The sequence below is a fragment of the Hanstruepera ponticola genome, from assembly GCF_012931685.1.
GTDB classification, from domain to species: Bacteria; Bacteroidota; Bacteroidia; order Flavobacteriales; family Flavobacteriaceae; genus Hanstruepera; species Hanstruepera ponticola.
In genome coordinates this window covers 892,153-915,440 of the sequence record NZ_JABANC010000001.1, presented here as the reverse complement: position 1 = coordinate 915,440, position 23,288 = coordinate 892,153, and the positions used below count along the sequence as shown (strand labels likewise).

The following is a 23,288-nucleotide window of genomic DNA, read 5'->3' as shown; positions in this document are numbered from 1 at the left end:
AAAGGTAATTATTTCTATTTTGTAGCAGATTAATTACAGGTAAACTTTTATAATAAAAGTATGCTTTTACTAGTTTCAATTTCCTACCTTGCGCCACTTTTTTAAAATTTTTTTAATGACAAAACAAATTGTTGGACGCGTTGATAAAATCGACTTTCCAAAATTGGATTTATTTAATATTGATGCTAAAATAGACACTGGTGCTTATACATCGGCCATTCATTGTTCGCAGATAATTGAAGAGGAAGCTGGCCTAAAATGTACCTTTTATAGTAAGGGACATCCAAACTTTAGTGGTAAGGAAGTTGTTTTTAAACAGTATTCGAGAACAGATGTAAAAAGTAGTAATGGTTACAAAGAAAATAGGTTTAAAATAAAATCTGAAGTCATATTCTTTGGAAAAACGTATAAGATTAACTTAACTTTAAGCACTCGGGATGATATGAAGTTTCCTGTTCTTATTGGCAGACAGTTTTTAAACAAAAAATTTCTGGTTGATGTTGACGAGCAAAATATTTCATTTAACAAAAAGCAAGCATGAACATTGTTATTCTTTCCAGAAATCCAAATTTGTACTCAACCCAACGTCTAGTTGAAGAAGGTGAAAAACGCAACCATAAAATGGAAGTGATTGATCCTTTAAAATGTGATATTATCATTGAAAAGGAAAAGCCAACTATTTATTATAAAGATCGTTATTTAGATTATGTTGATGCCATTATTCCTAGAATTGGTTCTTCAGTCACTTTTTACGGTTGTGCTGTAGTTAGACAATTTGAAATGATGAATGTCTTTACTATTGTAACTTCTGATGCCATTCAACGCTCTCGTGACAAGTTACGAAGCTTACAACGTTTAAGTAAAGCGGGAATTGGAATGCCAAAAACGGTTTTTACCAATTATTCTCGTGATGTTGAAGAAGTTATTGAGCATGTTGGTGGTGTTCCAGTAATTATTAAACTATTAGAAGGTACTCAAGGTCTTGGCGTTGTTTTAGCTGAAACCAAAAATGCTGCCGAATCGGTTTTGGAAGCTTTTAATGGATTAGAAGCTCGCGTAATTGTACAAGAATTTATAAAAGAAGCCAAAGGTGCCGATATTCGCGCACTAATAGTAGATGGTCAAGTAGTTGGCGCCATGAAACGACAAGGTAAAGAAGGTGAATTTCGTTCAAATTTACATCGTGGTGGTTCAGCTAATATTATAAAATTGAATGAAGATGAGCTGCGTTTGGCAATGAACGCTTCAAAAGCGCTAAAACTTCCTGTATGTGGAGTTGATATGTTACAATCTGCAAGAGGTCCTTTATTACTTGAAGTAAATTCAACACCCGGATTAGAAGGTATTGAAGGCGCTACACACAAAAATATTGCGAGAGCCATTATTACTTTTATAGAACGAAATAGGTAAAATATTATGCCAGTAAAACCAATTACTATTTTAGGAACGCCCATTCTACCTGGCAAAAGTTATGAGCTCAATTTTGATGTTGCCAAACTACATACGGCTTCAGCTATAGATGTCCCTATCATTGTGGAACGTTCCAAAAAACCTGGTCCAACTATTTTATTTACTGCCGGTATTCATGGTGATGAAGTTAATGGTGTAGAAATCGTGAGGCAATTGATTGCTAAAGGTATCAATAAGCCAAAATGTGGTACTATTATTTGTATTCCAGTCATCAATATTTTTGGTTTTATAAATATGAAACGTGAGTTTCCAGATGGTCGTGATTTAAATAGGGTCTTTCCGGGAATTAAAAGAGGTTCGCTGGCAAGTCGAGTAGCTTATAAACTGGTAAATGAAGTGGTCACGCAAGTAGATTTCGTTATGGACTTTCACACTGGTGGATCTGGACGTTTTAATGCACCTCAAATACGGATTGCTAAAAACAATCCTAAACTGGATGCCTGGGCAAAAACCTTTGGCGCACCTTTTGTTTTATACTCGAAAAACCTTAAAAAATCCTTCAGGAATACCTGCTATAAACTAGGGATTCCGATGTTACTTTTTGAAGGTGGAAAATCTTATTACATTGATGCAAACGTAACCAATACAGGTGTAAATGGTGCCAAACGTATTTTGCATGACTTTGGGATGTTAGGCTCAAAATTCAAAGTAACAAAACCTAAAAAAGATTGTGTTTTTATTTCACAAAGCAAATGGCATCGCGCTAATTATTCTGGGATGTTCAAGGCCTCAATAGCCATCAATTCTCAAGTTGAAAAAGATGATATCATTGGGAATATAACAGACCCTTATGGTAAATTTAATCATTTTGTAAAAGCAGCTCATTCTGGTTATGTCATAAATGTAAACGAATCACCTATAGTATATCAAGGTGATGCGCTTTTCCATATTACTACTAAATTAAAATGACTAAATCTGAACTTCGGAACATCTACAAATCCAAGCGTAAGGCTTTAAGTCAAGCGACCGTGGATGATTTGAGCTTAAAAATAGCTAATAGACTGCTTCAATTGAATATTTGGGACGCTTCATTTTACCATGTTTTTTTATCTATTACTGAACAAAATGAAGTTAATAGTGATTACTTATTAAATATTCTATCTGGAAAAGATAAGAATATTGCCATTTCAAAATCTGATTTCGGTGACTTTTCAATGACTCATTATTTACTAACAGATAATACAACCATAAAAAAAAACAAATACAATATTCCAGAACCATTAGATGGCATTGAAGTTCCTGCTGAAAAAATAGACGTTGTATTTGTACCGCTTTTAGCATTTGATAAGCAAGGTCACCGAGTAGGTTATGGCAAAGGGTTTTATGATAAATTTTTAGCTACGTGCAAACCTGAAGCCTTAAAAATTGGATTGTCTTTTTTTGAAGCTGAAGAAGATATTAAAGATGTTTTTGAAAGTGACATTCGCTTGGACTACTGTGCAACACCTGACAAAACTTATAAGTTTTAATTACTTTTAAAAGCCCTTTTATTAAAAACTATTAGTAACCCAAAACCTGTACTTATGGCTACATCTGCTATATTAAAAACAGGCTCAAAAAACGTAAAATATTTACCACCATAAAATGGTAACCAGTCTGGCAAATAACCTTTCCATAATGGAAAATAGAGCATATCAACTACTTTTCCGTGTAACAAACTATCATAACCACCTGCTTTGGGCAAAAATGAAGCGACTTGCCCATGACTATCATTAAACAACACACCGTAAAACACAGAGTCAATAATATTACCCATAGCACCAGCAAATATTAATGCTACAGCCCAAATCAAAACTCTTGAATTTTGTTTTTTTGTTGCATCATAAAGCCAATATCCTATTCCACATATGGCTATAATTCTAAAGACAGTTAAGGCAATTTTTGCCTTACGGTCACTAATAAAAGAGATGAAATCACTAATTTTTGTTCCCCAAGCCATACCGTCATTTTCCACAAAATATAGCTTGAACCAAGAAAAGACTTCAACATCTTCTCCTAACACAAAATGTGTTTTTATATAAATTTTACTAATCTGATCAATCAATAAAATAATAATAATAAAAAGAATGGATTTTTTTAGGGACATAATCTTCACCAAGAAAGTGGCAATCTTTTAAATTTATATTTGGGCTTAAATTGAAGCCATTGATTTGAAAATGAAGCACAAAAATAGAAATATTATTCAGTTTTAGTTACGGTTATGTCGCCATTAACTGAATTTAACGAAATTTGATTTACTCCAGCAACCAATTTTTCCTGAAAAACAGCACCTTTTCTTGTATAGCAATCAAGTACGGCATAATTGGTTTCAACATAAATATCTCCCAGTAAGGTATTGACAACTAGGTTACCCAAAAACTGACTTGTTTTAAAATGCCCATTTAATAGTTCAATGAGTACATCATGATAATTTCCCGAAATAAAAACAGAAGCAATATCACTTTCTAAAAATAAATTGACATTTTCGGGAATCTGCAATACCAACTCTATGGATACTTGTTTATGAGCACTGGATTTGTTGTCTGGTGGTGTAAATAAAGGTTGATAAGAGCTTGCTAGATATAGTGTGTCATTTTGAACCCGTGAAAGAAGTAATATCTGTTCATTATCTTCTCCCTCTACTTTCAATAGCATATCAATATTGCTAGTTGCTTGGGAAGTAATATTGATTTTAAACAAATTATTTCCATTAATCTTAATGTTTGAAATGTGAGATGCATCAAGATTTTTTGCTATATGTTTTTGCGCACAAGCTTGCCATGATATAACAATTAATAAAAAAACGGTAAAATAATACTTCATAATAAAAAAACGCTCCAAGGATGTTTTGAAGCGTTTTAAAATTTTATCTGATTCAAATTTATTGCTGCATATTTTTAGCTTCAATACTCAGTGTAGCATGAGGAACTAGTTTTAAACGTTCCTTACTTATAAGTTTACCTGTTACACGACAAACACCATACGTTTTGTTTTCAATTCTAATTAACGCATTTTTAAGGTCTCGAATAAACTTTTCTTGACGAATTGCCAGCTGTGAATTCGCTTCTTTACTCATGGTTTCACTGCCCTCTTCAAATGCCTTAAATGTGGGTGATGTATCATCAGTTCCATTGTTAAGGTCATTCATATAGGCACTTTTAATAAGCTCTAAATCGTGCTGTGCTTTTTTTATCTTCTCTTGTATTAGCTCCTTAAATTCTGCTAAATCCTTATCTGAATATCTTACATTTGAATCTACTGCCATAATTTTAATGTTTTTGAATAAACAACTTGGTATTTATATCATCAAAAGCGATTTCAATACCACTATTTATTTGATCTTTAATTTCTAATTCTTCCGTTAAAGTCTCCGCTTTTATATATTCCATATTAGCTCGGACTGCATTAACAATATTGTCTTCTTTTTGAAGCATCACATCAATTCTGTCTGTGACTTCAAATCCTGAATCTTTACGTAAATTTTGAATACGATTTACGAGCTCACGAGCAATCCCTTCTCTGCGTAAATCTTCAGAAATTGTGACATCTAGAGCAACAGTTAATGCACCTTCATTAGCAACTAACCAACCTTCGATGTCTTGTGATGTAATCTCAACATCTTCGAGTTCTAAAGTAATATTTTTTCCGTTAACTTCAACGTCTAAAACACCATTTTGCTCGATTTTTTTTATGTCTTCAGCATTAAACTTTTGAATTTCAGCAGAAACGGCCTTCATATCCTTCCCAAAACGTGGACCTAATACTTTAAAATTAGGTTTAATCTGTTTCACCAAAATATCTGAAGCGTCTTCTAAAAGTTCAATATCTTTTATGTTAACTTCATGTTTAATTAAATCAGCTACCGCCAAAATCTCTTCTTTTTGCTGATTTGAATCAATAGGAATCATAATCTTTTGTAACGGTTGACGTACCTTAATCTTTTCTTTAGCCCTTAACGACAATACTAAAGATGAAATTGTTTGAGCCGCTTCCATTTTACGTTCTAAACTCTTATCTATATAAGTCTCATCAAAGACTGGGAAATCGGCAAGATGGATACTCTCAAACGATTCTTTGTTGGTAACCGAGTTTAAATCTAAATACAGTTTATCCATAAAGAAAGGTGCAATTGGTGCTCCTAACTTTGCGATAGTGACCATACAGGTGTAAAGCGTTTGATAAGCCGAAATTTTATCGGTTTGATAATCGCCTTTCCAAAAACGTCTTCTACTTAAACGCACATACCAGTTACTCAAATACTCTTGTGTATAGTCTGAAATAGCTCTGGCTGCTTTAGTAGGCTCGTATTCTGCATAGAATGTGTCTACTTTTTGAATTAAGGTGTGTAATTCTGATAAAATCCAACGATCTAACTCTGGACGTTCTTGCAATGGAATATCAGCCTCACTGTAATTAAACTTATCTAAATTGGTATATAAACTGAAAAATGAGTAGGTATTGTAAAGTGTTCCGAAGAATTTGCGTTTTACTTCCTCAATGCCATCTACATCAAATTTTAGGTTATCCCAAGGATTTGCGTTTGAAATCATGTACCAACGTGTGGCATCGGCACCATAAGTTGATAAGGTTTCAAATGGGTCTGTAGCATTTCCAAGACGTTTAGACATTTTCTGTCCGTTTTTGTCAAGAACCAATCCATTAGACACCACGTTTTTATAAGCAACCGAATCAAACACCATAGTTCCAATAGCATGTAGCGTATAGAACCAACCTCTAGTTTGGTCTACACCTTCTGCAATAAAATCGGCTGGAAATGATTTGTTTTCGTCAATTTTATCTTTGTTTTCAAATGGATAATGCCATTGCGCATAAGGCATGGATCCAGAATCGAACCACACATCAATTAAATCTGCTTCACGCTTCATAGGTTGTCCTGAAGGTGAAACTAAAACAATCTCATCTACAATGTTTTTATGTAAATCAATGGTAGCATAATTCTCATCAGACATATTTCCGACTTCAAAATCTTCGAAAATATCTTTTGATAAGATACCTGCTTCAACGGCTTTTGCCATTTCTGTTTTTAATTCTTCAACCGAACCAATGCATATTTCTTCTTTACCATCTTCGGTTCTCCAAATTGGCAACGGAATTCCCCAATAACGTGAGCGAGACAAATTCCAATCATTAGCATTGGCAAGCCAATTTCCAAAACGACCAGTTCCAGTTGCTTTTGGTTTCCAGTTAATGGTTTCATTCAATTCAAACATTCTGTCCTTTACATCGGTTACTTTAATAAACCAAGAATCTAATGGATAGTAAAGAATTGGCTTATCAGTTCGCCAGCAGTTAGGATAGCTATGCTTATATTTTTCAACCTTAAAGGCTTTATTTTCGGTTTTTAATTTGATGGCCAACTCAACATCAACAGATTTTTCTGGTGCCTCACCATCATTGTAATATTCGTTTTTTACATACTTACCTGCAAATTCACCCATTTCTGGCCTGAATTTTCCTTGTAAATCAACCAATGGTACTAAATTCCCATTGTCGTCTTTCACTAACATTGGTGGTACTTCTGGAGTAGCTTGTTTAGCAACCAAGGCATCGTCTGCACCAAAGGTTGGTGCTGTATGAACAATTCCTGTTCCGTCTTCAGTTGTTACAAAATCACCCGCAATGACTCTAAACGCATGTTCCGGATTGTCATGTGGTAAGGCGTATGGCAATAACTGCTCGTAAGTGATGCCTACTAAATCTTTACCCAAAAACTCTTTTACAACGTAATATGGAATCTTCTTATCACCAGATTTATAATCTAATAACTCTGACTTAGCTTCAACTCGATTGAACTTTCCTGAAAATTGATAATTGACTAGTTTTTTAGCCAATACCACGTTCATAGGTTCAAATGTATATTGATTATAAGTTTCAACTAAAACGTATTCTATTTTTGGTCCAACTGTTAATGCTGTATTACTTGGCAAAGTCCAAGGTGTGGTTGTCCAAGCCAAGAAATAAATAGTTCCTTCATCTTTTAAAAAGTCTGGAAGCGATGCTTCATTAGCTTTAAACTGTGCTACAACCGTTGTATCTGTTACATCTTGATAGGTTCCAGGTTGGTTTAGCTCATGAGAACTTAATCCTGTACCAGCTTTTGGAGAATAGGGTTGAATAGTATAGCCTTTATACAACAAACTTTTGTTATATATCTGTTTTAATAACCACCAAACCGACTCCATGTATTTTGGCTCGTAGGTAATGTATGGGTCGTCCATATCTACCCAATAACCCATTTTTTGAGTGAGGTCGTTCCAAACATCAGTATATCGCATAACCGCTTTACGGCAGGCTGCGTTGTAATCTTCAACCGAAATGGTTTTACCAATATCTTCTTTGGTAATTCCCAACTCTTTCTCCACACCTAATTCAATAGGTAATCCGTGGGTATCCCATCCAGCTTTGCGCTTTACTTGGTAACCTTTCATGGTTTTGTAACGTGGGAAAATATCTTTAATGGCACGTGCTAATACGTGGTGTACACCAGGTAAACCGTTTGCTGAAGGTGGTCCTTCAAAAAACACATACGGTTTGTGACCTTCTCGTGTAGTAACGCTTTTTTCAAATACATTATGTTCTTCCCAATAGTTGTGAATTTCTTCAGCTACTTTTGGCAAGTCAAGTCCTTTATATTCAGGAAATTTCGTGCTCATGAGTACATTCATTCTTTTCGACCTGCGAAATTAATGAATTTTGATAAAATAGCCTTTGGTTTAGAGCTTTTTAAACAATAAAACTTACCAAATCCTCAATTTTGGAAATCATTTGAATTTTGATAACTGTATTTTTTAAAGCTATTTTATTGTATTTAGATACAAAAATGGTAGAAAACCCAAGTTTTTCAGCTTCTAGAATGCGCTGCTCAACACGTTGCACAGGACGAATTTCTCCCGACAAACCTACTTCTGCGGCAAAGCAATAATCTTTTTGTAACGCTTCATCTTCATTCGAAGATAATATGGCTGCAACTACTGCCAAATCTATAGCTGGATCATCAACAGTTATACCTCCAGTAATATTTAGAAAAACATCTTTAGCTCCAAGTCTGAAGCCTGCTCGTTTTTCTAAAACAGCCAGTAACATATTTAATCGTTTAGCGTTAAAACCAGTTGCAGAACGTTGAGGCGTTCCATAAACGGCCGTACTAACTAGCGCTTGAACTTCAATCATGAGTGGTCGCATACCTTCTAAAGTGGCTGCAATGGCATTTCCTGATAATTCTTCGTCTTTTTTCGAAATCAAAATTTCTGAAGGATTAGAAACCTCTCGAAGACCTGAACCTTGCATTTCATAAATGCCTAATTCGTTGGTGGAGCCAAAACGGTTTTTGTTGGCACGTAGAATTCTAAACACATGGTTGCGGTCACCCTCAAATTGCAATACCGTATCGACCATATGCTCTAAAATTTTCGGCCCAGCAATATTGCCATCTTTAGTAATATGACCAATTAATAGAACAGGCGTTGCGGTTTCTTTAGCAAATTTTATAAGTTCGGTAGTACATTCTTTTATTTGAGAAATACTTCCGGAAGACGATTCAATATAATCGCTATGAAGTGTTTGAATAGAATCGACTACCACAATATCTGGTTCTAAATCCTCAATTTGTTTGAAAATATTTTGAGTTTTAGTTTCTGTAAGAATGTAGCAGTTGTTATTATTGGGATTGATACGTTCGGCACGCATTTTTATTTGCTTTTGGCTTTCTTCTCCTGAAACATACAGTGTTTTGTATGGCAGTTTTAAAGCTATCTGCAATAGCAAGGTACTTTTTCCAATACCAGGTTCACCTCCTAAAAGGCTTAATGAACCCGGAACAATGCCTCCACCTAAAACACGGTTAAATTCGGCATCGTTGGTTTGCATCCTAGCATCTTGCGAAGCATCAATTTCATTAATTAATAGCGGTTTAGAAGTGCGTTTCGATTTAGCTGAAGAGGTAGATTTCCAATCGCTTTTTTCAGGTTTTTGAATGACCTCTTCGGCAATGGTATTCCACTCTTTACAGGCATTGCACTGACCTTGCCATTTGGCATATTGCGATCCACAATTCTGACAATAAAAGGTTGTTTTTACTTTAGCCAAAAAATATAATTTATTTAGGCTAAAGTAATTATTATTCTATTGTAAATGCAAATAGTTTTTAAGAGTTTTTGTTAGTCTGATTCAGCTACAACTTCACTTTCTTCAATCTCTTTGTCCTTGTCCTTTTCTTTGCTTTTAGAAATTTGAGTCAATAAAGCATCCATATTAGTTTGAATAAGATCCTTTTTTATTGCCTCAGTTTCATTTAGTGCTAAAGCCGCTTCATAAAATTTAACTGCTTTTTTAGGCTTTTCTGTTTTTTCAGCATGTAATGCCAAATAGTAATTACCAAGCAGTAAATCTGGGTTTTGCTTGTTTGCCAACTTACCCAATTTTTGTAATGACTCAATATCTTCTCTTTCATCAGCAACAGCAACTACCTTTTGAAACTCTTCTTCTGATATAGGTTTTACAATACCGAAAAGCTCTTCAATACGGTCATAACGTGAAACTAAATATTCATCCAGAGTACCATCAAAAGGAAGTACCTTTTCGGTAAGTTCCTTTTCGTGAAGTGGTTTATACATTTCAAAGATTTTATCAAAAGCTTTAGAAACGGCTCCAGTTACTAATGTGTAATGGGATTCTCCTTCAAAATCATCAAAATAATAGGTGAGTTTAGGATTATCTAACGCTTTGATTCTTTCATTTGTTTCTAAAATTTCTTCTCTCAATCGCTTTTTATCTTTAGAACTCGTAGCCATGTAATAAAACACATCACTCTTTGCCCACTCCAAACGATTTGAAATATTCTCACCCATAGAACCAACCAAATCAGGACTCAAATTTACATAAGCATGAAATAGCGGAAGATCTTTCATCATAAAAGAATTAATAAAATTCCCCATTATATTATGACCAACCGCTACACGGAACTTGCTTGTATTATATTTTGCATCTAAATAAGGTATTAATTCCTGACCAATAAACTCAAAAAAACGAGCTCCTGACTCAAAAGGCAGACCCGTAACTTCGTCAACCAGACTATCGTATGGTCTTTCTTTACCTTGGGAAATACCTACAACAATACAGCCTGGCATTTCATCAAAATAAGTTTGAAATTGTGTTTGCCCAACTACAGGACCAAAGAGATAATCGCCATCAAATACAATTATTAACGGATATTTTATTGTTGAAGTATCATCATAATCTTTAGGAAGCTTAATTTTTAATTGTCTTGTGGAATTTAACTTTCCTGATTTAAATTCTTTAATAGTTGTTTGAGCAAACAACGACACAAAAAAAGTTAAAAACAGCGTAATAAGTACAGCTCTTTTCATAATTAGTAGGTTAAGATTTGGGCTATAAAAGTACTAATTATTCTTTAAAGTGCAAATATATTCGATGAAATGCACTATTTTTCAAATTTAATCTTGAAGTTCATAGGTTTTTTCCAAAAGCATTTCTTTGTCAATAAACTCTGATGGCGTTAATAAAAGACCGCTATTGTAGTATTGCAATGCTTTTTTAATATTTCCTTTTTCTTCAAAATACATCCCTGTATAATAGGCACTAATCATAGATTCAGGATATTCTTTTCTAGCCATTTTAGATAAACTTTCTAATGACTCTAAATCATTAAGCTTCTTGGCGGCTGCCGCAACAGCTCTAAAATCATTCTCTATAGGTTTTTTCTCAAAACCATAAAACGTCTTGATATCTTCATATTTTTTTTCCAAATAAGCAAAAGGACCTTCTTCATACGTTAAAACCTTTTCTTGATATTCCAATCGGTTGATAGGTTTATAAAGTGTAAATATTTCATTAATGGCTTTCGGAATACCTAAACCTACCAGAGAATAATGGTTAGCATCTTCAAAATTGTCAAATCTATAATGCAGTTTTGGATTATCAATAGTTTTCAACAAATCATTAGCTGAAACAATTTTAGCATGTAATGCCTTTATATCATCATCGGCAGTTGCTAAATAATAAAACGTGTCTTCTTGTAAAGAAGGTAATTTTTCCTGAAGACGAATGTCCATTTGAGGTGCTAAATCTGGACTTAAAGAAATGTAGGCTCTAAATAACGGATATTCCTTGAACAGGTAATAATTAATAAAATTGGCACTTAAATCATGGCCAATTACAATCCTAAAATCAGAAACACTGTAAGAATCCTCAATATAGGGAATGAGTTCCATTCCAATAAATTCAAAAAAACTGGCACCATCATATGAAGGCAGAAAGGTTTCATCACTAAACGAAAAATCGAGCGTCCTCGTATCGGCTTGTTTTACTCCTACAACCACACATTCTGGCATGTCATCCCAATAAGACTGGTAATCTATATTTCCAATTACTGGTTCAAAAAGATAATCACCATCTAATACAATAACCAAAGGATATTCGGTTTTCTCTTCAGGATTATAGCCTCTAGGAAGAAGAATTTTTAAATCTCTGGTTTCTCCTAGTTTTGAAGATTGAAAAGACTCAAAATTTACCTGAGATGTAACAGATTGTAACACAAATATAGTAGTGAGAAAGAAGGCTAGTTTTTTCATTTTTAAATTGAAATATTTATGGCAAGTTATGAAATAAAGGCTAAAGTTTAAAAGAAATAATTTCTAGTAATTAGACACTTTTTAAAATTTTTACCCCTTGACTTTGTTGTAGATGGGTAGAAGCAATAATGACAAACCTCCAAGCACTACAAGAACTAGTGTTTGTGATGTCCAGACAATCCAACCAAAAGCAATACTTGGATCTTCTGGTATTCCAAAAATTGAAAAAGCTGCATAAACTGCAATCGGATAAGACCCTATTCCTCCATTAGTTGCAGCTATACTAAAACTAGCAGAAATAAATCCTATCAATATTGCTCCAAAAGGAATGCCATCAAGTTCAGCAACTGAAAATGAGGTTACATAAAACATGAGTACGTACATAGTCCAAATAAAAAGGGTATGAAAAATAAAAGCCCATTTTTTCTCCATTTTAAAAATACTCAAGACTCCTTCTGTCAACCCTTTAATAAAAGTTTTAATTTTTAAGGCGATTCCAGAAGTTCCTTTTCTTATGTAAAAAACAAATATTAGGATAGCGATTAAAAATATTAAAAGCCCTATCACTATACTTTTTGGGTTGAAGGATTTGGTTAAAAATGATAATATGAAATCAAACTGAAGGAATAATGTTAACGCAATTATTGCAAAAACCACTATTAAATCTGCCACACGTTCAGCCACAATGGTTCCAAAACCTTTTTCGAATGGGACGCCTTCGTAAGTCGTTAAAATAGATGCTCTAGCAACTTCTCCTGCTCGTGGAATGGTATAATTTATAAGGTAGGTTGCAAAAACAGCCATAATACTGTTAGGTAATTTAATATGGTAGCCCATGGGTTCTAATTGGAAGCGCCATCTGTGTGCCCTTGACAAATGACTCAATAAGCCAAAAAACATTCCGAGTACAATCCAGAAATAATCAGCATTTTTAAAATAAACCAATAATTCAGAAAAGGAAACTTTAGATAAAGAATACCAAATTAAAAAAACTCCCAATAAAATCGGGAGTGTAATTTTTAATATTCTCTTAATTGATGGTTTCAAATTTATATAAGCTTATTAGTAGCTTCATCAGGAAAAACTAACGATGGTTTAAATACTTTGGCTTCTTCCATGTCCATAAAAGCATAAGTAATTAGTATCAAGGTATCTCCAACTGAAACTTTTCTTGCAGCAGCACCATTTAAAGTGATTTCACCACTATTTCGTGGACCAGGGATACAATAGGTTTCCAGTCGCTCGCCATTATCATTATTTACTATTTGAACTTTTTCACCTTGAATAATATTGGCAGCATCCATTAAGTCTTCATCAATAGTGATACTACCAATGTAATTAAGGTCTGCACCTGTACATTTTACTCTGTGAATTTTCGATTTTACTACTTGAATTTGCATGCGGCAAAGATAATTAATTTAGAGCGATATTATCTATTAGTCTAATATCATCAGCATAGGCTGCTATAAAGGCTCTATATTCTTTTTTATTTGATTTACGTTTCACAGGCTTTAAACTTTCAACATCAGCAATTATAAAATATTCCAATTCCAATAATTCTTGATTATCAAACTGTTTTTCAACCCATTCTGTCACTTTACTAGCACTTTTTGTGCCAAATTTTTTCTTGGCAGTCTTTAACGTTTTAAAAATGAAAGGTGCCACTTTTTTATATTTTGGTTTTAAACGTTCATTGCGTGAACTCATTGCTAACCCATTGGTTTCTCTATGAATTGGGCAGCCAACAACATTTACAGGAATATTATGGTTTTTTACCATAGCTTTAATTATAGCCAATTGTTGAAAGTCTTTTTCTCCAAAATAAGCGTTATCAGGCTTAATAATTTCAAATAATCGCTTTACAATTGTACCAACACCGTCAAAATGTCCTACCCTAAACTTCCCTTCCATCTCAAACTCCAATCCTCCAAATGAAAACTTTTGAGACTTTGTGTTTCCTTCATAAATATCATCAACTGAAGGTGCATAAATTATAATACTTGACGACACTGCATTTAATAAATTAGTGTCTCTTTCTAATGTTCTTGGGTAATTTTTTAGATCTTCACTATTATCAAATTGAGTAGGATTCACAAATATACTTACAACAACCACAGCATTATTCTCCAATGCTTTTTTAACCAATGAGACATGTCCTAAGTGCAATGCACCCATTGTTGGTACAAACCCTATGGTTTGTTTTTTAGCTTTAAATTGTTGTAACTGTTTTTGAATCAGCTTTTTTTCTGTAAAGACTCTCACCTTTTAATAAAAAATTAACGGGTGCAAACTTAATATTTTAAAGGCAATTTGCATAAATTTTTGTACTTTTGCGTGTTTTTTATTTTGAATCTTCAAAAGCAATATACCATATGAAAGATAAGAGGATATTATACGTATCATCTGAAGTAGTGCCTTATTTACCAGAAACTGAAATTTCATCTATGTCATTTGAAGCACCAAGAATGGTTAATCAACTTGGTGGTCAAATCAGAATTTTCATGCCTAGATATGGCAATATAAATGAAAGAAGGCATCAATTGCATGAAGTTATTAGACTATCAGGAATTAATTTGGTAATAAATGACCTCGATATGCCTTTGATTATAAAAGTAGCTTCAATTCCCAAAGAACGTATTCAAGTATATTTTATAGATAATGACGAATACTTTAAAAGAAAAGCGACATTAACTGATGAAGATGGAAACTTGTTTTCAGACAATGATGAAAGAGCTATATTTTTTGCTAAAGGTGTCATTGAAACAGTTAAAAAACTGAATTGGTCACCAGATATTATTCATGTCCATGGGTGGCTAGCTTCCTTATTACCATTGTACTTAAAAGAATATTATAAGGATGAACCTCTTTTTAACGAAAGTAAAATAGTAACATCTATATACAATCAAAGTTTTGATGGCTCGTTAAATAAAGATATGCACAGTAAGATTAAATTTGATAATATTGATGATGCTGCAATTGAGTCCTTGAATAAACCAACATACAACAACCTAATGAAGGTTGCTATTGATTATTCTGATGCTTTAATTATAGGTTCTGAAGAACTTCCAGAAGAATTAACAAATCATTTACAAAATTCTGAAAAACCTGTATTAGATTACAAGTCGAAAGATGAATTTAGTGAAGCCTACACCGAATTCTACAATACCAAAGTATTAGGCTAAACCTCAATTGTCTCAAAAAAATCTATGAAAAATACATTTAATATATTTAAATCAGTGTTGTTTGTTTCAGTGATAATGTTGTCATTGTACGCATGTGACCGCGATTTCACGTCTATAGAAAGTGATATTGAAGGCATCAAAAATTTTGAAAATAATTCTAGGGAATTCCCAGTAGTTGCCTACAATAGGCAACTTAACCCAGTTCAAACGAACGGCCTTTCTTCAAATCTTCTTGGTGTTTATAATGACCCTATATATGGCAATACAATAGCAAGCGTTGTTAGTCAAGTGTTACCGACATCATTCGATTTTAATTTTGGTGACAGCCCAGAAATTGATTCAGTCATTCTAATCGTACCTTATTATTCCAAATCACTTGGAGCAGATGGTGAAGGTACAAACCTTTATGAATTGGATTCTGTTTTTGGATCTGAAAAAGTAAAGCTATCAATCTTTCAGAACAATTACTTTTTACGAGATTTTGACCCCGAAACAAATTTAGAAGAGTCGCAGCGCTATTACAGCAATTCTAATGAAACTATTAATTTTAATAATCATACTGGTGTGTTATTTTATGAAAATGAAAATTTTACTCCTAGTAATCGAGAATTAAATGTAACAGATGAACAAACAGCCGCTCCTGGCTTGCACATAGAACTTTCAAATGCCTCAAATTTTTGGGATAATTTATTTTTCTTTGGAGAGGATGATCCAGGCTCGAGACCAGAATTAAGTAATCAGAACAATTTTAAAGATCATTTTAGAGGACTTTATTTTAAAGCTGAAAAATTATCTGACTCTGATGGAAATATGACAATGATGAATTTTCCTCAAGCTTATGTTTTGGTTTATTACAGTTATGTTACTGGAACTGAAATAGACGAAGAAACTGGTGATGTAGTTGATGTTAGGGATCAACGTTTTTTTAGAATGAATTTTACAGGAAATAGATTAAATATTTTGGAAAACGATCCTGACAATACTATAATTGAAGACGCCAATGCCAATGCAAATCCGATAGATGGAGATGATGCCCTATATCTTAAAGGAGGTGAAGGCTCTTTTGCTGTTATTGACCTATTTAACGGAGAAATGCAAGACGAGAATGGCGATATGGTTGATGCATTTGAATATTTTAAAGCTAAAAAGAATACATGGTTAATAAACGAGGCTAATTTGTATTTTTACGTTGATCAAACAATTGTTGAGGGACAAGAACCTGATCGCGTGATTCTGTATGATTTAAAAAATAATTTACCCATAGTTGACTACTTTTTTGACTCTTCAACTAACAATTCGAATCCTATAAATTCAAAAATTTTATATTCTAGAAGGCTAGAACGTGATGATGATGATAACGGTGTAAAATATAAACTTCGTCTAACTGAACATTTGAATAATATTTTGCTTCGAGACTCCTTGAATGTAAACCTAGGTTTATATGTATCCACCAATGTTAATGATATCCAAAGGGCAGATGTATTAAATTCACCTGATGAATATGCACCATCAGGAACTGTATTATCACCTCGTGGAACTGCATTATATGGAACAAGTCAAAATGTTCCTAGTGACAAAAAAGTACAATTTGAAATCTATTTTACCGAACCAAATAATTAAAAAAATATGTGTGGCATTGTAGGCTATATTGGGCACAGAGAGGCCTATCCTATTATTATAGAAGGCTTAAAGCGTCTTGAATATAGAGGTTATGACAGTGCTGGTATTGCACTATTTGATGGTACAGACCTTAAAGTATCTAAAACAAAAGGGAAAGTAGTAGATTTAGAAAATCGTGTTGCTACTGAAATTTCTACCAATGCCAAATTAGGAATCGGTCATACTAGATGGGCTACTCACGGAGTTCCCAATGACATTAATGCACATCCTCATTATTCCAATTCAGGAAACCTTGTTATAATCCACAATGGTATTATAGAAAACTATGACGCTCTAAAAAAAGAGTTGACTGCTCGAGGATACACCTTTAAATCTGATACCGATACTGAAGTTCTTATAAACTTAATTGAGGATGTAAAATTAAAAGAGAATGTGAAGCTAGGGAAAGCTGTTCAAATAGCATTAAATCAAGTTATTGGAGCGTATTCTATTGCCGTTTTTGATAAAAATAAACCCGATGAAATAGTAATAGCCAGACTAGGAAGCCCTTTGGCTGTTGGTATTGGTGATAATGAATTTTTTATTGCCAGTGATGCCTCTCCTTTTATTGAATACACAAAAAATGCCGTCTACTTAGAAGATGAAGAAATGGCAATTTTAAGGGTAAATAAAGACATTAAAATCCGAAAAATAAAAGACGATACGCTTGTTGACCCCTACGTTCAAGAATTACAAATGAATCTTGAGCAAATTGAAAAAGGAGGTTACGAACATTTTATGTTGAAGGAAATTCACGAGCAACCCAATGCCATAAAAGACACTTATCGTGGTCGTTTATTGGTTAAGGATGGTATTATTAGAATGTCTGGAATTGATGACAATATCGAAAAATTCCTAAATGCCAATCGAATAATTGTTGTAGCTTGTGGTACATCATGGCATGCTGGGCTGGTAGCAGAGTATATTTTTGAAGATTTGGCTCGCATTCCTGTTGAGGTAGAATATGCCTCTGAATTCAGATATCGTAATCCTGTAATTACCCCTAATGATATTGTTATTGCTATTTCACAATCAGGTGAAACTGCCGATACATTGGCTGCCATAAAACTAGCGAAAGCTAATGGTGCTTTTGTTTTTGGCGTTTGTAACGTTGTAGGATCTTCTATTGCTAGAGAAACAAATGCAGGTGCTTATACACATGCTGGACCCGAAATTGGGGTAGCTTCAACTAAAGCATTCACAACACAAATTACTGTTTTAACACTCATTGCACTAAAATTAGCCAAAGCTAAAGGGTCAATTTCAAACTCGGACTATCGCTACCACCTTCAAGAATTAGAATTAATACCTGATAAAGTTTCGAAAGCTTTAAAATCTGACGAACATATAAAAGCAGTTGCTGATATCTATAAAAATGCTCGAAATTGCCTTTATTTAGGTCGTGGTTATAATTTTCCAGTAGCATTAGAGGGAGCTCTTAAATTAAAAGAAATATCTTATATACATGCTGAAGGTTATCCTGCAGCTGAAATGAAACATGGTCCAATTGCTCTAATTGATGAACAAATGCCTGTTATTGTTATCGCTACAAAAAAAGGTCATTATGAAAAAGTGGTAAGTAATATCCAAGAAATAAAATCTCGTAAAGGTAAAATAATTGGAATTGTTACTGAAGGAGATATAAATGTGAAAGAGTTAGCGGACCACATCATTGAAGTGCCTGAAACACTTGAACCATTATCACCACTACTTACAACTATTCCTTTACAGCTATTATCTTATCATATTGCTGTGATGTTAGGTAAGAATGTAGATCAACCAAGAAATCTTGCAAAATCTGTAACCGTAGAATAAAAGGTTTTATTCAAAAAATTATCATTTTATCAATTTTTCTAGTCTTATTTTGTTAATTTATATTATGCACGCATAATTTTTTAAGAAAATTTCATTCAGTTTTCGTAGATTTATATATATTGCTATCATAATAATTAACTAAAACTAAAAAATGAGATCAATTCTTTCAATTCTATTGTTGTTTTGTGGCGCTTTTACATTTGCTCAAACAACAATTTCGGGAACAGTTGTGGATGACAATGAACAACCTGTTCCAGGGGCCAATGTAATAATTGTAGGGACTTCAACAGGAAATATTACCGATTTTGATGGTGGCTTTACAATTACTACAGATTTAACGCCTCCATTTAGCATTCAAGCGAGTAGTGTTGGGTTTGAAACTGCAACACTCGAAGTAACTTCAAGTTCAGATGTAATTAAACTGGTTTTGACTGAAGGAACAGCTCTAGACGAAGTCGTTATTTCTGCTTCAAGAACACCAGAACGCATATTTGAATCACCTGTAACTGTTGAACGTTTTGGTTTAAAAGAAATTAAAAACACCGCTTCAGCCGACTTTTACGACGGTCTAGAAAACTTAAAAGGTGTTGATGTAAACACTAACAGTTTAACTTTTAAATCTATTAATACTAGAGGTTTTGCAACATTTGCTAATAACCGTTTTATGCAATTGGTAGATGGTATGGACAACTCTACACCAGCTTTAAACTTCCCTATTGGAAATTTAGTAGGAATGGTTGAAACTGATGTGTTAAGCGTAGAATTACTACCTGGAGCAGCTTCAGCACTTTACGGAGCCAATGCTTTTAATGGTATTTTATTCATGCGTAGTAAAAATCCGTTTGACTTTGAAGGTATTAGTGGCTACATTAAACAAGGTATTACATCTCAAGATGCAGCTGGTGATAATAGCTATACAGACGTAGGTATTAGAATGGCTCATAAATTTACAGATCATTTTGCTGCCAAAGTTAACTTTGGTTGGTTAAAAGGTACTGATTGGGTTGCTGATAATTATGCTGGTAAGCCAGGAACAGGAGCAACACGTGCTAGTTTAGGATATGATGGTTATAATGTTTTTGGTGATGAGGTTGCAACTAACATACGAGCTGCTTCTGGTGGTCTAGGTATTATCCCTGATGTAACAGTGAGTAGAACAGGTTATAATGAAAGTGACTTAACTGACTATAATGCTGAAAGTATAAAAGCAGATTGGGGATTATATTTAAGACCTTGGGCTAATGATTTTGAAATTGCTTACGTTGGAAAAATTGGAACAGGATCTACAATTTATCAAGGATCTAACCGCTATTACATTAATGGTTTCACGCAACAACAGCATAAAATTGAGGTTAGAAACAATAATTTCTTCTTAAGAGGTTATGTTGTTGCAGACAAAGCTGGTGATTCTTATGACATGACTGTAACTGGTATTCAAATCAACAGAGCATGGAAAAGCGATGAAGATTGGTTTGGTGACTATATAAACACATTTGCTGGAGCGACTTTAGGTGGTGCTACTGAAGAACAAGCACATGCTGCAGCAAGAGCTGCCGCTGAATCTGGAAGATACCTTCCTGGAACTCCAGAGTTTCAAGCTGCTTTTAATCGTAGTATCAACGACCCTGAATTAGCTACAGGTTCAAAATTTCAAGATGCCTCAAAATATTACCATGCCGATGGTAATTACAATTTTAGTCATTTAGTTGACTGGGCTGAAATTCAAGTTGGAGGTTCTTTTAGACAATATAGCCTAAACTCTTCAGGAACTATTTATACGGACTCTGATGGACCTATCGAATATTCTGAATACGGAATTTACACACAAATTCAAAAAGACTTGGAATTATCTGAAAGTATTGATTTAAAATTAACGGGGTCAATTCGTTATGATAAATCAGAATTATTTGATGGTTTTTTATCTCCAAGATTAGCTGCTGGTTTTACGGTCAATGAGAATCACAATATCCGCGGTTCCTTTCAAACTGGATTTAGAAACCCAACGACTCAAGATTTATTTATTGGTTTAGATGCTGGTCCTTATGTATTGATTGGTTCTGCAGAAGCCAATTTAGACCGTTATGTTAGACCATATAGCGTAAATAACCCTGCTCAAGCTAATTCAATAAATCAATCTGCTGGAAATGCATATACCAATTCTTTCTCTAAAGCGTCTGTGGATGCTTATTTAGCCAGTGGTAATACACCTGGAACGAGAGATGCTAGCCTATTGAAAATTGGTAATTCAGAAGTTGTAAAACCTGAACAGGTAACTTCATTCGAAGTAGGTTATCGTGGAAAATTAAATCGTTTAATTGTTGATGCTAGTGTATATTATAACTCTTACAAGAATTTTATATCCAATGAAAGTGTTATTGCACCATTATATGGTCAAGTAGGTGATAATAGTTTGTCTATTGATGCTATTAATTTTGATGACACTCAAGAATATCAAACTTATACTAATTCTGATGCTAATGTAAATTCTTACGGCGCATCTATTGGACTAACAACCAAAGTGTTAGGAGATTTTGATTTAGGTGCGAATTATACCTTTGCTAAACAGGATTTTGATCAAGCAGCAGATCCTGATTTTAGAACAAGTTTTAATACACCTGAGCACAAAGTAAAATTGAGTTTTGGAAATACGGATCTCTTCAAGAATTTTGGATTTAATGTAGCATGGAGATGGAGTGATGCTTATTTCTGGCAAGCCACTTTTGGTGATGGTGATATTCCAGCTTATCATACACTTGATGCTCAATTAAGTTATACCATCCCTAAACTAAAATCTGTAATCAAAGTTGGTGCAACCAATATGTTAGGCGATGAATATTTTACCGCCATTGGTACTGGATATATTGGATCTATGTATTATGCATCAATAGTAATCAATAATTTATAAGAACATGAAAAAGATAATTATGAACACAAAATATTTATGGTTGCTGGTAATCTTATTAGGTTTTACAGCATGTGAAAGCGATGATGACTCAACAAGTGCCATTGAACCACTTCCGCCATTGACAGCTGGTGATGCTAATCTTTCAAACTACGTGTCAATAGGAGCATCATTTACAGCAGGATATACAGATGGCGCCCTATTTATTGCCGGACAAAATAACTCGTTCCCGAATATCTTATCACAACAATTCTCACTTGCAGGAGGTGGTAGTTTTACACAACCTCTTATGAATGATAATACTGGAGGTATGGTTGCAGGTGCGGTTCCAGTCGCTGCTTATAGATTGGTATTTAATGGTGAAGGTCCTGAACGCCTAAATGAGTTTTTACAAGATATAGGAGCTCCTGTACCACCAATCACAACAGATGCTACCGTAAATTTGGGAAGTACTTTCAACAATGTTGGTGTGCCGGGCGCAAAAAGTTTTCATTTGGTAACACCAGGATATGGCTCTTTAAATCCATATTTTGGGAGAATGGCGTCTTCAGCTGGTGCTACTATGCTGGGTGATGCAGCTAATCAAAACCCAACATTTTTCACCTTGTCTGAAATTGGAGGTAATGATGTTTTGGCTTATGCAACTTCAGGGGGTGTTGGTGTTGATCAAACTGGAAATTTTAACCCAGCAACATATGGCTTTAATGATATAACCGACCCAACAGTATTTGGTCAAATTTTTACAACAATTGTAGATCAGCTTACTGCAAATGGTGCGCAAGGTGTTCTGGCAAATGTACCTTACATTACCAATTTACCTTACTTTACCACAGTGCCTTTCAATCCAGTACCTTTAGATGCTGCCACAGCTGGTGCAGTAAATAATGCCTACGCCCAGTACAATGGTGGACTACAATTAGCAGTTGCAGGTGGATTAATTTCAGCTGATGAGGCTGAATATAGAACAATAATGTTTGAGGCATCTGAAACCAATGCTGTTGTTATAGAAGACGAAGATCTTACTGATTTATCTGGATTAGGTTTACCTAATTACAGACAAGCTACTGCTGAAGATTTATTGGTATTGCCTTCATCATCGTTTATTGGCACAGAAGCTATACCCGGAAATCCATTAACCGTGAATGGGGTAGCTATACCTTTAGGAGATCAATGGGTTTTGACGCCTGAAGAACAGATGAGTGTCCTAAATGCTACTGATGCATACAATGCAGCTATACAGTCTGTTGCTTCCTCAAAAGGGTTACCTGTAGTTGATTTCAAAGGAATTTTAGAAGAAGCATCAACTACTGGAATTTCTTATGGCAATTTTATTCTAACCACTGATTTAGTTCTTGGAGGTTTAGTTAGTTTAGATGGTATACATTTAACAGCTAGAGGGTACGCAGTTATGGCTAATGAGTTTATGAAGGTAATTGATGACTCTTATGGATCAAACTTTGAGGCTTCTGGAAATTTTGTAGATGTTGGTCAATACCCAACAAATTATTCGCCTACCCTTCAATAAATTAGACGAAATTAAAAATTTAAAATGCCCTTGTTGAGAGGGCATTTTTTTATACCTAAAAATCCCCACAAAATTGCTTTAGTTTTTAAATTAAAATAATATCTTTGCAGCGCGAAAAACGAGGTGTTTTTTCGGATTAAAAATTT

19 protein-coding genes are annotated in these 23,288 nt (G+C 34.1%); 9 read left to right on the top strand and 10 right to left on the bottom strand.

Features of this window, described 5'->3' with window-relative positions:
• Positions 1 to 115: 115 nt before the first annotated feature.
• From HGK31_RS04075 to HGK31_RS04060, 4 genes are read left to right on the top strand one after another with little or no spacing between them, the layout of a single operon-like run.
• A complete protein-coding gene (locus tag HGK31_RS04075; protein ID WP_191858591.1) occupies positions 116 to 541 on the top strand; it encodes an ATP-dependent zinc protease family protein in 426 nt (141 codons plus the stop codon).
• On the top strand, positions 538 to 1,410 hold the full coding sequence (gene rimK / locus HGK31_RS04070) for a 30S ribosomal protein S6--L-glutamate ligase (RefSeq protein WP_104735280.1): 873 nt from the start codon (positions 538 to 540) through the stop codon (positions 1,408 to 1,410). The genes HGK31_RS04075 and rimK overlap by 4 nt, the downstream gene beginning before the upstream one ends.
• Positions 1,411 to 1,416: 6 nt before the next feature.
• Positions 1,417 to 2,379: a succinylglutamate desuccinylase/aspartoacylase family protein gene (locus HGK31_RS04065; protein ID WP_104735279.1), complete on the top strand. Its 963-nt coding sequence runs from the start codon at positions 1,417 to 1,419 to the stop codon at positions 2,377 to 2,379.
• Positions 2,376 to 2,939 (top strand): 5-formyltetrahydrofolate cyclo-ligase, encoded by a 564-nt coding sequence (locus tag HGK31_RS04060; protein ID WP_191858590.1) that lies wholly within the window; start codon positions 2,376 to 2,378, stop codon positions 2,937 to 2,939. The genes HGK31_RS04065 and HGK31_RS04060 overlap by 4 nt, the downstream gene beginning before the upstream one ends.
• On the opposite strand, the gene HGK31_RS04055 is transcribed toward HGK31_RS04060, so the two are convergent.
• From HGK31_RS04055 to panC, 10 genes are all read right to left on the bottom strand, one after another.
• Positions 2,936 to 3,556 (bottom strand): lipoprotein signal peptidase, encoded by a 621-nt coding sequence (locus HGK31_RS04055; RefSeq protein ID WP_191858589.1) that lies wholly within the window; start codon positions 3,554 to 3,556, stop codon positions 2,936 to 2,938. The genes HGK31_RS04060 and HGK31_RS04055 overlap by 4 nt on opposite strands.
• Positions 3,557 to 3,648: 92 nt before the next feature.
• Positions 3,649 to 4,272 carry a hypothetical protein gene (locus tag HGK31_RS04050; RefSeq protein WP_191858588.1) on the bottom strand — a complete coding sequence of 208 codons (624 nt, stop codon included), beginning with the start codon at positions 4,270 to 4,272 and terminating at the stop codon, positions 3,649 to 3,651.
• Positions 4,273 to 4,330: 58 nt separating this feature from the next.
• Positions 4,331 to 4,714, bottom strand: a complete 384-nt coding sequence (locus tag HGK31_RS04045) for a TraR/DksA family transcriptional regulator (RefSeq protein WP_104735275.1) — start codon at positions 4,712 to 4,714, stop codon at positions 4,331 to 4,333.
• 4 nt (positions 4,715 to 4,718) lie between these two features.
• The gene (ileS, locus tag HGK31_RS04040) at positions 4,719 to 8,123 is read right to left on the bottom strand and encodes an isoleucine--tRNA ligase (protein ID WP_191858587.1); all 3,405 of its coding nucleotides are present in this window, start codon (positions 8,121 to 8,123) and stop codon (positions 4,719 to 4,721) included.
• Positions 8,124 to 8,193: 70 nt separating this feature from the next.
• On the bottom strand, positions 8,194 to 9,555 hold the full coding sequence (gene radA / locus HGK31_RS04035) for a DNA repair protein RadA (protein ID WP_191858586.1): 1,362 nt from the start codon (positions 9,553 to 9,555) through the stop codon (positions 8,194 to 8,196).
• A 71-nt stretch (positions 9,556 to 9,626) separates the two neighbouring features.
• The gene (locus tag HGK31_RS04030) at positions 9,627 to 10,835 is read right to left on the bottom strand and encodes an alpha/beta hydrolase-fold protein (RefSeq protein ID WP_191858585.1); all 1,209 of its coding nucleotides are present in this window, start codon (positions 10,833 to 10,835) and stop codon (positions 9,627 to 9,629) included.
• An 87-nt stretch (positions 10,836 to 10,922) separates the two neighbouring features.
• Positions 10,923 to 12,059 (bottom strand): alpha/beta hydrolase, encoded by a 1,137-nt coding sequence (locus tag HGK31_RS04025; protein ID WP_191858584.1) that lies wholly within the window; start codon positions 12,057 to 12,059, stop codon positions 10,923 to 10,925.
• 90 nt (positions 12,060 to 12,149) lie between these two features.
• Positions 12,150 to 13,106, bottom strand: coding sequence for a lysylphosphatidylglycerol synthase transmembrane domain-containing protein (locus HGK31_RS04020; protein ID WP_191858583.1), 957 nt, complete (start codon positions 13,104 to 13,106; stop codon positions 12,150 to 12,152).
• Positions 13,107 to 13,108: 2 nt separating this feature from the next.
• On the bottom strand, positions 13,109 to 13,459 hold the full coding sequence (panD, locus tag HGK31_RS04015) for an aspartate 1-decarboxylase (RefSeq protein ID WP_104735270.1): 351 nt from the start codon (positions 13,457 to 13,459) through the stop codon (positions 13,109 to 13,111).
• 13 nt (positions 13,460 to 13,472) lie between these two features.
• Complete coding sequence (gene panC, locus HGK31_RS04010; RefSeq protein ID WP_191858582.1) at positions 13,473 to 14,321, bottom strand: pantoate--beta-alanine ligase; 849 nt, start codon at positions 14,319 to 14,321, stop codon at positions 13,473 to 13,475.
• Between the two features lie 110 nt (positions 14,322 to 14,431).
• Between panC and HGK31_RS04005 the strand changes: the two genes are divergently transcribed.
• The 5 genes from HGK31_RS04005 (at position 14,432) to HGK31_RS03985 (ending at position 23,142) form a co-directional block, all read left to right on the top strand.
• Positions 14,432 to 15,241, top strand: coding sequence for a glycogen/starch synthase (locus tag HGK31_RS04005; RefSeq protein WP_191858581.1), 810 nt, complete (start codon positions 14,432 to 14,434; stop codon positions 15,239 to 15,241).
• 24 nt (positions 15,242 to 15,265) lie between these two features.
• The gene (locus tag HGK31_RS04000) at positions 15,266 to 16,861 is read left to right on the top strand and encodes a DUF4270 domain-containing protein (RefSeq protein ID WP_191858580.1); all 1,596 of its coding nucleotides are present in this window, start codon (positions 15,266 to 15,268) and stop codon (positions 16,859 to 16,861) included.
• 6 nt (positions 16,862 to 16,867) lie between these two features.
• The gene (gene glmS / locus HGK31_RS03995) at positions 16,868 to 18,715 is read left to right on the top strand and encodes a glutamine--fructose-6-phosphate transaminase (isomerizing) (protein WP_191858579.1); all 1,848 of its coding nucleotides are present in this window, start codon (positions 16,868 to 16,870) and stop codon (positions 18,713 to 18,715) included.
• A gap of 151 nt (positions 18,716 to 18,866) precedes the next feature.
• The gene (locus HGK31_RS03990) at positions 18,867 to 21,620 is read left to right on the top strand and encodes a TonB-dependent receptor (RefSeq protein WP_191858578.1); all 2,754 of its coding nucleotides are present in this window, start codon (positions 18,867 to 18,869) and stop codon (positions 21,618 to 21,620) included.
• Positions 21,621 to 21,624: 4 nt separating this feature from the next.
• Entirely contained in the window at positions 21,625 to 23,142 is a 1,518-nt protein-coding gene (locus tag HGK31_RS03985; RefSeq protein ID WP_191858577.1) for an SGNH/GDSL hydrolase family protein, read from the top strand.
• Positions 23,143 to 23,288: the final 146 nt, after the last annotated feature.